12 protein-coding genes are annotated in these 15771 nt (G+C 36.9%); 6 read left to right on the top strand and 6 right to left on the bottom strand.

The features are described 5' to 3' along the window. Nucleotides 1-222: 222 nt before the first annotated feature. A complete protein-coding gene (locus VB711_RS08185) occupies nt 223-921 on the top strand; it encodes a Crp/Fnr family transcriptional regulator (RefSeq protein WP_323285367.1) in 699 nt (232 codons plus the stop codon). Between the two features lie 14 nt (nt 922-935). Further along, a complete protein-coding gene (locus VB711_RS08180; protein ID WP_323285366.1) occupies nt 936-1652 on the top strand; it encodes a DUF2232 domain-containing protein in 717 nt (238 codons plus the stop codon). Between the two features lie 103 nt (nt 1653-1755). Here the strand turns inward: VB711_RS08180 and VB711_RS08175 are convergent, their stop codons facing one another. Beyond that, on the bottom strand, nt 1756-1971 hold the full coding sequence (locus tag VB711_RS08175) for a chlorophyll a/b-binding protein (protein ID WP_323285365.1): 216 nt from the start codon (nt 1969-1971) through the stop codon (nt 1756-1758). Between the two features lie 94 nt (nt 1972-2065). Between VB711_RS08175 and cobT the strand changes: the two genes are divergently transcribed. After that, complete coding sequence (gene cobT, locus VB711_RS08170) at nt 2066-3166, top strand: nicotinate mononucleotide-dependent phosphoribosyltransferase CobT (protein WP_323285364.1); 1101 nt, start codon at nt 2066-2068, stop codon at nt 3164-3166. Nucleotides 3167-3184: 18 nt separating this feature from the next. Here cobT and VB711_RS08165 read toward each other — a convergent pair whose 3' ends face one another. After that, nucleotides 3185-3559 carry a hypothetical protein gene (locus VB711_RS08165; RefSeq protein ID WP_323285363.1) on the bottom strand — a complete coding sequence of 125 codons (375 nt, stop codon included), beginning with the start codon at nt 3557-3559 and terminating at the stop codon, nt 3185-3187. 511 nt (nt 3560-4070) lie between these two features. On the opposite strand from VB711_RS08165, the gene VB711_RS08160 reads away from it, so the two are divergent. Then, entirely contained in the window at nt 4071-5225 is a 1155-nt protein-coding gene (locus tag VB711_RS08160) for an extracellular solute-binding protein (RefSeq protein ID WP_323285362.1), read from the top strand. A gap of 78 nt (nt 5226-5303) precedes the next feature. On the opposite strand, the gene VB711_RS08155 is transcribed toward VB711_RS08160, so the two are convergent. From VB711_RS08155 to VB711_RS08145, 3 genes are read right to left on the bottom strand one after another with little or no spacing between them, the layout of a single operon-like run. After that, a complete protein-coding gene (locus VB711_RS08155; RefSeq protein ID WP_323285361.1) occupies nt 5304-6689 on the bottom strand; it encodes a DUF1802 family protein in 1386 nt (461 codons plus the stop codon). Nucleotides 6690-6699: 10 nt separating this feature from the next. Then, entirely contained in the window at nt 6700-8580 is a 1881-nt protein-coding gene (locus VB711_RS08150; RefSeq protein WP_323285360.1) for a hypothetical protein, read from the bottom strand. A gap of 39 nt (nt 8581-8619) precedes the next feature. Continuing rightward, nucleotides 8620-9282 (bottom strand): hypothetical protein, encoded by a 663-nt coding sequence (locus VB711_RS08145; RefSeq protein WP_323285359.1) that lies wholly within the window; start codon nt 9280-9282, stop codon nt 8620-8622. Nucleotides 9283-9449: 167 nt separating this feature from the next. On the opposite strand from VB711_RS08145, the gene VB711_RS08140 reads away from it, so the two are divergent. Then, nucleotides 9450-9878 carry a DUF29 domain-containing protein gene (locus tag VB711_RS08140; protein WP_323285358.1) on the top strand — a complete coding sequence of 143 codons (429 nt, stop codon included), beginning with the start codon at nt 9450-9452 and terminating at the stop codon, nt 9876-9878. Nucleotides 9879-10180: 302 nt separating this feature from the next. On the opposite strand, the gene VB711_RS08135 is transcribed toward VB711_RS08140, so the two are convergent. Next, the gene (locus VB711_RS08135; RefSeq protein WP_323285357.1) at nt 10181-10396 is read right to left on the bottom strand and encodes an NAD(P)H-quinone oxidoreductase subunit O; all 216 of its coding nucleotides are present in this window, start codon (nt 10394-10396) and stop codon (nt 10181-10183) included. A gap of 173 nt (nt 10397-10569) precedes the next feature. On the opposite strand from VB711_RS08135, the gene VB711_RS08130 reads away from it, so the two are divergent. Beyond that, a complete protein-coding gene (locus VB711_RS08130) occupies nt 10570-15720 on the top strand; it encodes a tetratricopeptide repeat protein (protein WP_323285355.1) in 5151 nt (1716 codons plus the stop codon). Nucleotides 15721-15771 lie beyond the last annotated feature (51 nt).

The raw sequence follows: 15771 nt of genomic DNA, 5'->3' as shown, positions 1-15771 counted from the left end.
AATTATTGAGGCAAAACAGTCCTAAATACCTAAACAGAATTAAATACACATAATGTTTACCTATTCCCGGCAATGAATTTGATTTGATCGAAATACTTATCGCCTTCTTGTGTAACATAGTTTAATTTAATCCTTTACAGAAGTTATCCCTAAATAGCGTAGGCTTATAAATAGCTTTCTTGTTTCTGGCGCTGATAGCAGCTTTAACTTTAAGATGCCCTAATGGAAGACCGATCTACTTTGCAAACAACCGCTCATAATTGGATTAGCACGGCTCCCTTCTATCAAGGGTTGCCAGAGTCAGCAGTAGAATTAGCCCTCACCCATCTTGTTACGCGCACACACCCCGCCAATCAAGTGATCTTACTAGAAAATGACTGGGGCGGATCTGTGTATTTTATTGTAGAAGGATGGGTAAAGATCCGCACCTACAATTTAGAAGGAAAGGAAGTTACTTTAAATATTCTGGGGAAAGGGGAATTATTTGGAGAAATGGCAGCCTTAGATGAAGTTCCCCGTTCTACTGATGTAATTACTCTCACGTCCACGATGATTGGGAGTATGCCTTCTCAGGATTTTGTCAAGTTACTGCATACAGAACCATTAGCAGGACTAAGACTATCACAATTAATGGCTCGACGTTTACGACAAGTAAATCGACGTTTACGGTTGCGGGAATCTGATAGTCAATCACGGGTGGCAGATACGTTGTTATTTTTGGCGGAAGGCCAGGGAATACAAGGGAATACAGGTACAGAAATTCCTAATTTACCCCACAGGGAACTGAGTAGTTTAAGTGGACTAGCTAGGGAAACTGTGACGCGAGTGTTGACAAGGTTAGAAAAAAAAGGCTTGATCATACGAGATCAGGATATCCTGTGCATTCCTGATTTATTAGCTTTAGAAAAAATGATAATTTAACAAGTTGTTTAAGTATGAGCATTTTAAGTTCTCTACCAGAGGAACCAGACGAACTTCCATCATTACAACCTGAAGCTGCTGGTAATGAGTTGAAACGACCAGAATTTAAGGCTGAAGCACCTTTGAGGATGGTAGAGACGGCGTTTTTAGCCAGTGCTGCTAGTTTAATTTGGTTTATTAATTACTATTTTCCTTTGGGTCCTGTTTTACGGATATTTTTTCCGGTTCCCATTGCCCTAGTTTATCTGCGCTGGGGTAAAAGGGCAGCCTGGATGGCCGCTGTCACCTCTGGTTTGTTGTTGTCTGTGCTGATGGGGCCGGTTCGTAGTTTAATGTTTGTGATGCCCTTTGGCTTCATGGGGGTGCTGTTGGGGGCAACTTGGCATCGTCGTGTTCCCTGGATTGTGTCGATTATTTTAGGGATGCTTTTGGGTACTTTGGGTGTATTTTTTCGTCTGTGGATGTTGTCGGTGTTATCGGGTCAAGACCTGTGGGTTTATGTGATTAATCAGGTGACTGAACTGATAGAGTGGATATTTTTGAAGTTGGAATTGTTAGCGATTCCCAATGTGTTGATCATTCAGTTGGGTGCAGTGGCTTTGATTGTAGTTAATAACTTTATTTACCTGTTTTTAGTCCATCTAGTGTCTTGGTTACTGCTAGATCGTTTAGGCAATCCTATCCCCCGTCCACCCCGTTGGGTACAAGTGTTGATGGATTATGAGGGTTAATAGGGAGTAAGGGTTTTCTCTCTGACCATGAGATCGAGTAGAGACGTTCCATGGAACGTCTCTACATCATATTGGAAATTCGCTATATTAACTTAATATAAGCCTATAAACTCGCTAAAGCACCTAATACGCCGTGTCCTGTTAATAGTTCTAATGCTATCAAAGAGATAAAGCCAATCATTGCTAAACGACCGTTAAGCATTTCTGCATAGGTTGTGAAGCCAGTACGATCGCCCTGTTGGTCTACATATACTTTTGGCTCAACTGCAAAGTTGTTTAGTTTGCCTTGATCATCCACTATTGAACCACTGCTATTCATTGAATTATGTCCTTATTTTCAACTTATGTTAAGAAGTGTAACACAATAATTAATTTTTGTAAAATTTTTCAGGAAAAAAACTACTGATTTTCAAATGATTAAAATTTATACGCAAATCCAACAGGGTCAAGCATGGCTAGAACGTTATCGGGGTAGTTTAGCTGTTTTTGCTTGTGTGTTGGGTTTTACGGAAACTGGCTTAATTCCAGGAATTTCGGCGGCTGGGAAGACTCCTGAAGATCGGAAATATACGGCTTGTGCGGATGCTGAGTTTTTATATTATGGGGCAAAACATCAAGCCCGGTATGCTTTACCACCCTTAATTGAGGGGGCTTCTCCTGTGCTGATTTCCCGTGCTGTGGTGGAGGGGTTAAAAATACCGGTTTATTTGTTTGATGCGGGTTTAATAGCGATTCCGGCTGTACCAGTGATTGATTTAGGTGGGACTCCGGCCAAGTGTTTAAGTCAGGGTGCGGCGATGGAATTGGCAACGGTGCAACATTTGTGGGAACAGGGTTTGCGGTGGGGCGATCGCTTGAGTGAAAATATTTCTGGGGGGTATCTAATTTTAAGTGAGTGTGTTGTCGGTGGTACGACAACGGCCTTGGCAATTTTAACCGGTTTGGGTATTGATGCAGCCGGAAAGGTTAACAGTAGCCATCCTATTTGTAACCATGAGCAAAAATGGGCATTAGTGCAAGCAGGGTTGCAAAAAATCCCCAATTGTGTAGATCCTTTAGAACTTGTCGCTGCGGTGGGAGATCCGATGCAGGTGGTGGTAGCGGGGATGGCGATCGCTGCTAGTCGTCGTTGTGGGGTATTATTGGGAGGAGGGACGCAAATGTTGGCTGTGTATGCTTTAATGAGTGCGATCGCTGAAGTCTACAGTTTATCTTGGCAACCAGAAGAAATAGTCATTGGTACAACCCGTTGGGTAGCAGAAGATCCCACAGGTGGCACGGTTGACTTAGCCCTGAGTTTAGGCACAAGAATCCCTCCCCTAATGGCGACACAGTTAAGTTTTGCTAATTCCCGTTATCCCCAACTCCAAGCCTATCAGCAGGGTTTTGTTAAGGAAGGTGTTGGTGCAGGGGCAGCTTGTATAACCGCCCATCTTAGTCAAAATTGGCAGCAAGATCAACTTTTAGCAGCTATTGAAGCCCAATTAGAGCGATTAGCAGCAGGGGGAAAATAATTGATTTACATTCCCAACCTAAGAAATTCTTTCTCTGAGTAACTGTTCTTCTAAGGCCGCAATCCGATGATATGCTGCTGTTAGTTGTGCAGTTAGCCGTTGGATTTGAATTTCTGGGGTGATCTGCTTATCTCCAGATTGAGGATTTATGTCTAGATAAATACCATCTACTAAGATATCCTTATGCTCTAATTGTGAATTAAAACTTAAATTTCCTTTAAAATTGTAACGTTCAACCTCATTATTTTCCCGATAACTATCTTTGAGCATTGTTCTGTCTAAAGATCCTTCTGACAATGCCTGAGAGACTTTTAGATCAAGTTTCTCAATCACTCGGTAGACGGCATCTACTTTATCGCTCAAATTTAAGATTTGCTTTTCTAATGAATCCATTTAATACTCTCTTCCAAAAATTATTTCTATGTTATTCAATTTACTGACAAAGTTAACTTTACTTATGAATTATTTAATATCTAGCATATTTTTTGGATACAGGTTACTTATTTTCCTAGATATTTATATAGGTTAATAGTATATCTAGTAATTACTAACTAATTCATTAAGAAATAGTAATGATTTGGCACGGTAGTCTGGAAAACTTCTAATTAGGAAGGTTTTTACAAGGGTTTTAGATGAGGTATGTTTAAACAATTCATTCTTTATATTTATTTTATATTTAGTGGTTCTATGATTTATTGGTAGGCAATGCCAAACCTACGTGTATTTTAAAAATTAAATATTAGTCCTATAGAGAGTTTGCTAGGATTGGTAAAATAAATTTACAGGTAAAATTGCTAAAATTTAGTGATAATTGGGATATAAAAGTGGAAGCAGCGGGTTAGAGATTGATCAAGCCTCTGATACTACTTACGTTGTTAAGTATAAACTAAAAATATCAAAATCAATGGATCGCAGGTCTTTTTTATTAGGTACAAGCGCGTTAGCAGTTTCCCAACTGGTGATAGGGTGCGGTGGCAAGAATCCGACGGAATTTAAGGTGCAGTTATTAAAAGGTTCTATTCCTGTTCAAACGGTTAATCAGTTTCGCAAAAGTTTAAAATCAGAAGTAAAGTTAAAATTTACCCCTATTAATCAGATTCAAGAATTATTTGAACAATTAAAACGATGGAAAGAACCAAAGGTTAAGAATAATTTAGAAAAATGGACTGGTTATATACCATTTGTTGGAGATAACAAGGTAACTAAGGCAGACTTGGTGACACTGGGAGATTATTGGTTAAAATCAGCAATTGAACAAAAATTAATTGAACCGATAGAAATAGAAAAAATTAAACAGTGGTCTGTTTTGGATGAAAAATGGCAACAATTGGTCAAGCGTGATCAAAAAGGGAATTTAAGCCCTCAAGGAAAAGTGTGGGGAGTGCCTTATCGCTGGGGTAATACGGTAATTGTTTATAATCGAGAGAAGTTTCAAGAATTAGGTTGGCAACCAAAAGATTGGGATGATTTATGGCGTAATGAATTGCGATCGCGTATTTCTCTACTCAATCAACCAAGAGAGGTAATTGGTTTGGTTTTGAAGAAGTTAGGTAAATCTTATAATACAGAAAATATCGACCAAATACCAGATTTAGAGCAGGAATTACAAGTATTAAATCAACAGGTAAAATTTTATGATTCTACTAATTATTTAGAACCGCTAATTACTGGAGATACTTGGTTAGCTGTAGGTTGGTCAAGTGATGTAGTTTCTGTGTTAGGGCGTTACCCCCAATTAAGTGCTATTGTTCCCCAATCAGGAACGGCGATTTGGGCGGATTTATGGGTACAACCGACAGGTATTAATAAAAGTGCTTTATCATCGGATTGGATTAATTTTTGTTGGGAATCAAATATTGCGAAACAAATTGCTATTTTTAGTAAAAGTAATTCGCCAATTAATCCAAATATTGTTTTGTCTGATATCCAGAAGCCATTGCAAAGTTTGTTGTTGACTAATCGAGAGGTTTTTGATAAAAGTGAATTTTTGCTGCCATTGTCGTTAAAAACAACTAATCAGTATGAGTCTTTATTTACTAAAATCAAAATGGCAGGATAATAAATACCCTAATTTTAAAAATTCCAATAATTTTTGTTTCGCGCAGAGACACAAAAAGCGCGGAGAGAAGAGTTATTTTTAATTAGTTGGTAAGTCGCGTAGGTAGTAGAATTTATCGTCTTTCCAATCGTTTCCTTTAGTTCTTCCTAAGTATCCGGTTAATGGTGATGATAATTCTATGAGAATAGAATATAATTCTCTATCTTCTAAATTTTGAGGGGGATTAGAAGTGACACATACCGCATGAAGGGCTTCCACTCCAATACTTTCATTTTTTGAAAGTTGTAAGTAATTTTTTAAAATTTGGATAATGCGCGATCGCAATTTTATCGTCTTTTCAATTTTATCTATATATTCATTAATTTTATCATCTATTTGTCCCGGTTCTAAATATTCTTTCAATTCAATTAAATTTATTGCACCTGGATATTTTGCTTTGAGTTCAACTAATTTTTGTAATGTCATAGTTTTGATGATACTGATTTTTGATATTTGAGCAGATTCTTTCAGGTTTTTAGTCGGTTCACCAGATCCAATAATTAACCGCACAGCTTGAAGATAATTTTTTTGAAGATGTCTTTTCCCAATTCTATCTAATTCTTCTACTGCACGATCTGGAATACTTTTACCTGCTTTACATTCGCAAACTAAAGGATAAGGTTTTGAACAATATAAATCTAAACCTCCAGCACCACCTTTGTAATCTTCCTCTACTTTAAATCCTAAAAAATCAAGGCTTTTTCGTGTAATAATTTCAAAGTCTGTACCTGCTTGATAGTTGCTTTTAGTTTCATCTTTTTCTATACTTCTATCTCCTAAAGATGTAATTGTTTTTATCCAACTTAAATCAGAATTTATAATATTTCTAATTGGTTCATTACTCCAACCTAAAAATATTTTGATCTGGTTTTCTAATTGCTGTGCTGCTGGATTACTTTTGGCTATTTGTGATAAAGCACTTTGTAAATCTTCTAATTCAGCATTTTGGGAAGGTTCTAGTTTTTCTAATTGGTGTTTCCGTTGAGTAAATACCTGGTCACTTAATACGGGTTTATCTTCAGAACCAGTAATATTAGGTAAACCTACAAATTTACCTAACTTATCCTGAATATTCGGAATAGCTGGAACTTCAATAACCTGAGATAAATGATAAACGCGCAAATAAGCCAGAAAAATATTTTGATGTTTTTGTATTATATCCTCAAATGTTTGTAAATTCCAAATTGTTAATTTAGATAAAACATCTAAAGGTTTTGTTTGATCTAGAATTTGACAAAATTCACATTTAGCCCAAGTTTTAATTGAAATCACATTTGTTGAAGTATCAGCAGGATAAAGAGAAAATCTTTTCCCAGGATGAATAAACATTCTGGGTAAAGCTGCAATAGTCATTCCCTGTATTAAGGCCTCAATATCAGGAACGGGTAAACATAATGCTGTCGGAAGTAAAAATGGCTGATTCATTTCTATTTAGCTAAAAATCAAATTCAATATTATCTGTATTATCAACATTTTGAGGAATGCTAATAGGTAATCCATCATCAGTTAAATTAGTTGGTTCTTGTCCAGAAGGATCACTCAAAATCTCTCGAATCAAAGGATTGTTAATAACAATTTTCTCCTGCTTCATAAAATCAAAAATCTGTTCTTCTGTCAGTTCATAATTTCTACAGTTATAGTAAATACTTGAAATAGCCAAAAGAGGTTTAATATCTTCACGTCTTAATATTACCCATTCTCCACTTTGTTTTTTCAAAAGAATTTGCAAACATTGTTGAGGCACGTATGCTCCAGGACTTATTGTTTTTGAGCGAATTAAACAACCGCGCGTAAGATCAAATTTTTCGTATTCAATTAATCTTTTTAAGGCTGCACCTATATATTTTCCACCGGATTGCTGAAGAACAAGTATTCCTATTTTGACATTTCTATTATTACCAACAACTCTAAAATTAAGATATCCTTGATCTGCCCTATTCGCTATGATATCCTCAACTCCTTCTACTTTGACATTTTCTAATTCTACTTTATCTTTAGCTAAACTAATAAATGCTACCTTTAAAGCCGCAGCAATCGCCAGTTCGTCCTCTATCAACAAATTCATGGAATTTTCAATATTAATTAACCCACTTTGAAAAAATGGTTTAACTAAATTTTTAGGTGGGTTTGTACCAGAAGTATTAAAATTTTCAGCACACCATTTTAAAACTGATCTGATAGTAGGTTTAGTTTTACCAAGTGCTTTAAGTTTATTTTCATCGAATGGATAAAAAGGATGTGGTGGTGTTTGTTGATGTTGCTGATAAAAATCTTGTAACCATATTTTAACTAGGTTCAAAATATCATCAGAATTGAGATATAGTAATGCAATTGGTTGTCTGTTAGATTGTTCACTAACTAATCTATCAATTACGGCTTCAGCGTGAGGTAATGCTCTAACTTGTGCATTCCATGTTTCAGGATACATTGCTAGTAGTAAAACACCTTTTTTGAGATTGTTATATAAATCTTTGGCTAAATCAGCGATGATTTGTGCTGCTGTAAATCCATTATCTGCAATGTTAGTAATATCTAATTCATCAAAGCAAATAACTGGAGTCCTGTAATTACTAACTATGTCTAAAATCTGACGGACGTTACTCAATGCTTCAGATTCTCTATTTTGATTTTTAGGGTTAGGTAATCCCATTGATTGAGCCTGTTCTTCTGGTAATTCTTGTCCTGACAGCCAGAAATTGGCATAATTAGCATAAGGTTTATAAAGAGTCCATAGTATGGCTTGAATTATGTAAGAATTAGAAATCTCAGGTTTTCTTTGTTCAATATTTGTTCGTAATTTATCAATTTTCATTCGTATTTGATCAATCGAATTGTCTTTTCCCCAATTTGGGAATATAATACTAATATATTGTTCTGGCGTATATTGCTTTTGTGCAATTTCATTAAGTAACGCTGTCGCTATTTCTTGCCATTGCATCACATCAGGTTTGCTAAATGCTCTCAAACTAGATGTAACATTTTGTAAGAATTGATATTGAATTTGATTTAGGTTGTCATATCTACTCATGTAGATAAAAATACTATCTTCTTTAGTTTGTAATTGATGACGGACTCGGCTAATAATTTGACTTTTTCCTAGTCCTTTTTCGGCTGTAATTGTTATTCCTACAGTTTGACGCTGCTTTTTATTGATTTTGTCAATTGCATCAAACACAGCATCAGAAGCATGAGCATTAATTGAAGGAACATCAGGAAAACTTTTTCCCCATATTTGTGGAGGTCTAACTACAATATGTCCGGCAAATGGGTTGTGTTCTTTAATTAATTCGTCAATGGTAGATGTGTTAGTAGTCATGATAGTCTGAGGTTAATTAAGTGAATATTCAAACAATATTTAGGCTTTGAGAAGTTTGGCGTAACAACGTAAACCATCTAGTTCTGTAGTGACAGAATCTTCTATTTTGTCGGGTGCGCTATCTTCTACACTCCCCCCTTGCAGTTGAAAAATATCATCAGCTTGCATTTCTAATAAAAAATCATTAAATTCTGTCCGATTAACTCGCTCTCCTATTGATCTTCTGATGCGATAAATTGGTACTAAATTGTTAAAGTTGTGTTCATAATTCAATTTATCATAAACAGCCAACGCTACAGACTTAAACTCATCATAAGAACTAATTAACCCAGCCTTAATCCCATCACTTGAAACAACCGGTTTACTTACCACAACATTAATCTGACTTATCCACCGTAACAGCGCATTAGCAGCCCAAGTACCAACAATAGTTCCCTCAAACTTAAACTCACTATTACCCAAACCCGCACCCAGCACGTCTAAACCCGTTGGTGTTGTGAGAGTGTAGCCAGTTTTAGAAAGAGCGATCGCACCTTGTCCCTGCAAATCCTCTAAAATATCCTTATAGTCAGCCATTTTTTGACCCTTAGCCACTATTCGCTTAGTCAATTGACCTTTTTTAACTTCCTGCTGTGTTCCTCCTAAATCCCACAACGCAAGTAGCAAGCGGGTTTTAGCGTAACTAGCCTGTATATTCTTCATTCTTCAGCCTATAATATGTGTTTTATATGACTCAATAATTATAAATGATAATAGTGCTTTTGATTTCAAAAAAAATGGTTAAAAAAAATCAACACAAAAACCATTCATGTTTGATCAATTCACCGCTTGAATTTTTCCATTCTCAACCTTGAAACACAGGAGAATTTATGAACTCAACTACCCATGAAAATGATTTTTATGCTTGGACACAAGAACAAGCCAATCTTTTAAAAACTGGACAACTTCATCAAATAGATTTACAGAATATTATCGAAGAAATAGAAGACATGGGACGTTCTGAAAAACGACAATTAGAAAGCAGATTAGAAATATTGATAACCCACCTTTTAAAATGGCAATTCCGGCCTAACTTACACTCTCGAAGTTGGCAATTAACCATCAAAGAACAACGCCTCCGGTTAGAAAAAATCCTGCAAAAAAATCCTAGTCTTGAAACTAACTTAACTGAATCTATAGAAGATATTTATCCTTTCGCTACCATTAGCGCGGAAAAAGAAACAGGATTATCTTTATTTCCTGAAACTTGTCCCTACAGCTTAACAGAAATTTTATCCCTGGAATTTTTACCAGATTGACACTTGCAAGGCTAATATAGCGGTTTCTAATTGGATGAAATATATCATAGCCCCCTCCTCGCTTGCGGGGAGGGGGTTGGGGGTGGGGTTCTTGTATCTCACTCAATCGAGAACCGCTATAAGGTGCGTCAAAACCTTAAAATTAATGATTTTAGCCTCAATTATTCTGTCTGACACACCCTACAAATTAATCATCCTACAGACATTCTCTATTTGTGTATGTAGAGACGTTCCTCATGTAGGGATTCTCGTCTCTACAGTATTGATTTGGCGCAACTTTACACAGAAATAGTAGAAGTCCCTTAGCTAAACTGTTCCAATTGTTCTAAACGTAACCAAATATTAGGAGTTGGGACTTTTCCAAACTTGACTAAAGCATAATCACCTTTAATATCGACAATTTCGCCCTTACTATCAAACAAATAGCCAGGAAAACGAGTATCACTAGCCTTAGCTTCTAGACTATTCTCTAACTTCTCCCGCACAGCGCGAACCATATCTCCCTTTTTAACCGCCATAAATATCAATTCCCCTTGTAAGTTTATCAAAGTTAATCATCCAGCAAGACCAAATTATAACCTAAACCTGCTTTCGTAAATAGCGATCGCACATACTGATAATTTTGTGTTACGATGAATATCCAGATTTTTATACTCCAACCACTTTTAGGGCATCTAACCAGGAATTAACAATGGGTAAAAAAATTATTTCATTTAGTTTATGGGGAAATAACCCTAAATATACAGTCGGTGCGCTGAGAAATGCCGATTTAGCTGGTGTTATTTATCCTGGTTGGATTTGCCGATTTTATACAGGAATAAGCGTACCCCAAGAAATTATTGATCGTCTTTCATCTTTTCCCCTGGTAGAAATTGTGAAAATGGACGAGGTAGAAGATTGGAGAGGATCGTTTTGGCGGTTTTCTGCTGCGGCCGATTTAGATATGGAAGTCGTAATTTTCCGTGATATAGATTCTAGATTAACTTGGCGAGAAAAAGCCGCAGTTGATGAATGGTTAAAGAGTAATCACAATTTTCACATCATGCGAGATCATCCAGGGCATTTTCCTCCCATTTTGCCTGGAATGTGGGGCATAAAAGGTAATTTGTTAAAAAACATAGAAGAACTTATTAAAAATTATTTAAAAGCGTCTAATCAAGTCAGTTCAAGCTATGGTGTTGACCAATATTTTTTGTGTGAAGTAATTTTTCCTTGGATTACATCTCAATGTATTGTCCATGATGAATTTTTTATCAACAAACCTTTTCCCCAACCTAGAGTAAATTATGAATATGTTGGACAAATATTTGATCAAGATGATAAACCAGTAACCGAGTTTGACTCTCTGTTAATTGAGGCTTTAAATCCTAAAAGTAATGTTGAAGTTTCTTTAGAAAAACAAATTCATTTCCAAAATAAAGAGAAATTTTCCAGCTTGGTTTTTAGAGGTGCTAAACAACTGTTAAATGCTAAAAAATATGATTTAGCGATCGCACTTATTCAAGAAGCAATTCAATGTAGTCAAACTCCGCAAATTAAAGAGGAATTGTTTTCTATATTGTTACCAATCAACTCTCAATTATCTCATCAAACTCAAGTCAGAAATATAGCTAACCAAGCTACTTTAAACACTCTGCAAAAACAAAGACAAATAATCAGTCAATCTTGGCTAAGTTTACCAACAGAAAGCTTGATCAATTCCTATTTAGGAGATATAGGTAAAGCACATCAAAAATTATTAGAAAATAAAGTCAATAATCAAAGTTTAACATCTGACGAAGAAATTTTTGTTGATCAATTAGTCAAAGCAGGATTTAAACATCCGCAAGCAATTCAGAATTTTTTAGCTGTAATGCTTTACCTCCAACCTCACCAACTCCCACCATTATGGTATCAAGATTTAACTATTCCTGATTGGTTAATTAATGACTATCTAAAATATATCTTCACCTCTCCAGAAATGTTCCAAAAAATAGGAGAAGTAGATAACTATTATCAATATTTCCAGAAATTACTAGAGTATTTGGTGAATAAACTGCAAAATAACCAAAATTCAAAATTCTGGCAAGATGTAGTTGGATATTTTACCCAAAATGCCAAATTTATCCCTATTTACTTTACCAATCAACCAAATTTAAAAGATTTATATATTCACAGATCCCAACTAATCGAATCTACCTTAAAAAATCTTGGTCATTTTCTAGATTATAAATTTCCAGAACGTCCTGCTAACAGAAAAAAAATCCGTTTAGGAATCCTCAATGATCATTTTACACCTCAAACAGAAACTTATGTCACTATTCCAGTTTTTGAACATTTAGATCGTAGCCAATTTGAAATAATTCTCTATGCAATTAAAGTCACTAATCACCCCTTAGAAGAATATTGTCAGAGTCGAGTCGATAAGCTAGTTCAATTACCCAATAATCTCGTTGGTGCAGTGCAAACTATCCGCGCAGACAACGTAGATATTCTTTTTATTGGTACTAATATCACGGCTGTAAGTAGACCGTCAACGCTGTTAGCAATACATAGATTAGGACGTGTACAGGTTGCTTCTTTGTCATCTCCTGTCACGACAGGAATGAAAACAATTGATTACTACATTGCTGGAAATTTGACAGCACCCATTCAAGAAGATCAAGCACAGTATCGAGAAAAATTACTGAACTTAGATGGTTCTGGCTTTTGCTTTCGCTTTCCTTTACCAGAATCCCCAACAACTCTCAAATTCACCAGAGAAAATTGGGGTTGTACCGCAGATTCAGTGATATTTATTTCGGGTGCTAACTTCTACAAGATTATTCCCGAATTGAGAGAAATTTGGGCAAAAATTATTGCTGCTGTTCCTAACTCTATTTTGGTTTTATATCCCTTCAATCCCAACTGGAGTTCAACATATCCAAAACAGCAATTTAAAGAAGAAATGTACAGGGTATTTGCCAAACATAATATTGATAAAAGTCGTCTAATATTTATTGAACCTCTAGAAAATGTCGCAGATATTAAAGAATTGCTACAACCAGCAGACATTTATCTAGATTCTTATCCCTTTGCCGGAGTAAATTCTTTACTTGATCCGTTAAAAGTAGGATTACCAACAGTGGTAATGGAGGGAAATGGATTCCGTTTTCGACTAGCATCCTGCTTGTTAAGAGAACTTAAATTACCTACTCAAACTTCCCTATCTCTCACAGATTTAATTGCTAAAAATGAGGCTGAATATATCAATTTGGCGATTAATCTCGGCACAAATCCCCAACTGAGAGAGGAATATAAACAGCAAATTCAGCAAGGAATGGAGAATAATCCTGTATTTTTAGATAGTCATTTCTATTCACAGCAAATGGGGGCTATTTTTCAACAGTTATGTCAAAAATCGACCAAGCATGGTAAAATAGGAAATATTCCCCCGGCTAAAGGATTTGGTCAGAAAAAAGTCACGAAAAAACTAGAAAAACCAAATATTCCGCTTCTATTTACCACCGCAATTAATTTTCACCATCAGCAACAGTTTGAACAAGCTTTAATAGTTTATGAACAAATATTGAAATTTGACCCAAATCATGTTGATAGTTTAAATAATTTAGGTACTGTTCTTAAAAATTTAGGACGCATAGAAGAAGCTATTGGCTATTACCGTCGGGTTTTGAATTTAAAACCAAATCAGGCAGAAACTTGGTTTAATTTGGGTAATACTCTACAAAGTGTAGGTAAATTAGAGGAAGCTGAATCGGCATTTCAGCAGGTAATGAAGATTGAACCTAAGTTGGGAGTAGCCCCTTTTAAATTGGCAAAATTGTTACAAGAACAGGAGAAATTTAGCCAAGCAGCAGATTACTATCGACAAGCGATCGCTCTCATGCCTACTATGGCAGAAGCTTACACCAATCTAGGGAATGTACTTAAAGCCTTGGGGGAACTTGATCAAGCGATCGCCCAGCACCAACAAGCACTGCAACTACAACCCAATTACCCAGAAGCCCACTATAACTTAGGAAATACTTTTCTTGCCCAAAAACAATATTTAGAGGCTATAACAGCCTATAAACAAGCTGTAGAACTCAAACCAGACCTAACCCAGGCACACATCCGGCTGGGCATATTGCTCCAACAAACAGAAGAAAATACCCTTGCAGAATCTCACCTGCGTCAAGCATTGCAACTACAACCCAATGAGGTAGAAGCCTTTGATCAACTGATTATTTTACTGCATAAACAGGGCAAATCCGAAACAGCGATCGCCCTCTTGCAAGATAAAATTCAAAAATTCCCCGATCATGTCATAGCCCATAGCCACCTGGGGACAATTTACAACGATCTAGGACAATTTGTCAAAGCCACATTCCATCTTCGTCGCGCAGTTAAGTTAGATCCCAATTTAGCCATAGCTTACAACCATCTGGGTTACGCCCTCATCCATCAGGGACAATTAACCCAAGCTATTGAAAGTTGCCAGCAAGCAATTCAGATTAATCCCGATTTAGGTAGTGGATATGTCAACATGGGTTTCGCGCTCAATAATCAAGGTAGGGTAGAAGAAGCCATAGTTTGCTTTGAAGAAGCCCTACGTCTTGATCCCAACAGCCATCCTGGACATTCAAACCTCCTCTACGCGATGAATTATGATGGAGCGAATAGTGCCACAGCGATCGCTAATGCCCATTATTATTGGGGTAAACATTGTACAGCTTCCATCTCTGCCCATCAATCCTGGTCTAATTCCCTCAAACCTGAGCGAAAATTGCGAATAGGTTACGTTTCCCCCGATTTCCGTAACCATTCCGTCGCTTACTTCATTGAACCAATTCTCACCCATCACAGTGACAGAAAGGTGAGAGTTTTTTGCTATTCCAATGTCCCCCAACCCGATGCTGTCACCGACAGATTACGGGCTATTGTTCAAGACTGGCGGGATATCTCCCATTTAAATGATCAGCAAGTTTCCGAACTGATACAAGCCGATCAAATTGACATTTTAGTAGATTTAGCCGGTCACACGAGTAATAATCGTTTACCGCTTTTTGCCCTCAAACCCGCCCCCATTCAAGTTACTTATCTAGGCTATCCCAACACCACCGGACTCGACTGCATAGATTACCGCCTCATCGACACCTACACTGATCCCATCGGTTTAACGGATGAATATTACACCGAAAAATTGATTCGCCTCCCCCACAGCTTTTTGTGCTACCAGCCCTCACCCACAGCCCCGGAGGTGATGGATTTACCAGCCAAAAAAGAGGGGTATATTACCTTTGGCTCATTTAACAGTTTATCTAAAATTAGCTCGGAAGTAATTAGCCTCTGGTCACAAATTCTTCAGGCTATACCAAATTCACGGATTATCCTCAAAAATCTATGGTTTGAAGACAAACCAACGCGCGATCGCTATTTGCAAATGTTCGCAGATCATGGTATAGAGGAAAATAGAGTCAAATTAATCGGCTTAATTCCCGATTCTAACGATCATCTCGCCTTCTACGGTAATATTGACATTGCCCTCGATACCTTCCCCTATAACGGCACAACTACCACCTGTGAAGCCCTATGGATGGGAGTTCCAGTCATTACCTTAGAGGGAGAAACTCATACCCATCGAGTTGGAGTAAGTTTACTGACATCCATCGGACTACCAGAATTGATTGCTACCATCTGCCAAGATTATGTTTCCATTGCCGTAACTCTTTCTACTGACTTAGAAAAGTTGTCTCAACTACGATCTACCCTGCGGGAAAAGGTAGCAAATTCTCCCCTTTGTAATGCCCTAACTCACACACGCAGCATTGAAACAGCTTATCGCAATATGTGGCGGCACTATTGTCAACAAGGTAAATCATGAATCTAACTAGGGTTTGCTGAAAAAGTCTTTTCATTAAGGCTAGGAGTCAGG

This window comes from Cronbergia sp. UHCC 0137 (assembly GCF_034932285.1).
GTDB lineage: Bacteria > Cyanobacteriota > Cyanobacteriia > Cyanobacteriales > Nostocaceae > Cronbergia.
The sequence above is the reverse complement of the archived record's forward strand: the minus strand, read 5'-3'. Positions and strand labels throughout refer to the sequence as shown.

Bases quoted from the DNA above. Each gene is read 5' to 3' on its own strand.
- VB711_RS08185 (WP_323285367.1), top strand. From the start codon at position 223: ATGGAAGACCGATCTACTTTGCAAACAACCGCTCATAATTGGATTAGC.
- VB711_RS08180 (WP_323285366.1), top strand. From the start codon at position 936: ATGAGCATTTTAAGTTCTCTACCAGAGGAACCAGACGAACTTCCATCA.
- VB711_RS08175 (WP_323285365.1), bottom strand. From the start codon at position 1,971: ATGAATAGCAGTGGTTCAATAGTGGATGATCAAGGCAAACTAAACAAC.
- cobT (WP_323285364.1), top strand. From the start codon at position 2,066: ATGATTAAAATTTATACGCAAATCCAACAGGGTCAAGCATGGCTAGAA.
- VB711_RS08165 (WP_323285363.1), bottom strand. From the start codon at position 3,559: ATGGATTCATTAGAAAAGCAAATCTTAAATTTGAGCGATAAAGTAGAT.
- VB711_RS08160 (WP_323285362.1), top strand. From the start codon at position 4,071: ATGGATCGCAGGTCTTTTTTATTAGGTACAAGCGCGTTAGCAGTTTCC.
- VB711_RS08155 (WP_323285361.1), bottom strand. From the start codon at position 6,689: ATGAATCAGCCATTTTTACTTCCGACAGCATTATGTTTACCCGTTCCT.
- VB711_RS08150 (WP_323285360.1), bottom strand. From the start codon at position 8,580: ATGACTACTAACACATCTACCATTGACGAATTAATTAAAGAACACAAC.
- VB711_RS08145 (WP_323285359.1), bottom strand. From the start codon at position 9,282: ATGAAGAATATACAGGCTAGTTACGCTAAAACCCGCTTGCTACTTGCG.
- VB711_RS08140 (WP_323285358.1), top strand. From the start codon at position 9,450: ATGAACTCAACTACCCATGAAAATGATTTTTATGCTTGGACACAAGAA.
- VB711_RS08135 (WP_323285357.1), bottom strand. From the start codon at position 10,396: ATGGCGGTTAAAAAGGGAGATATGGTTCGCGCTGTGCGGGAGAAGTTA.
- VB711_RS08130 (WP_323285355.1), top strand. From the start codon at position 10,570: ATGGGTAAAAAAATTATTTCATTTAGTTTATGGGGAAATAACCCTAAA.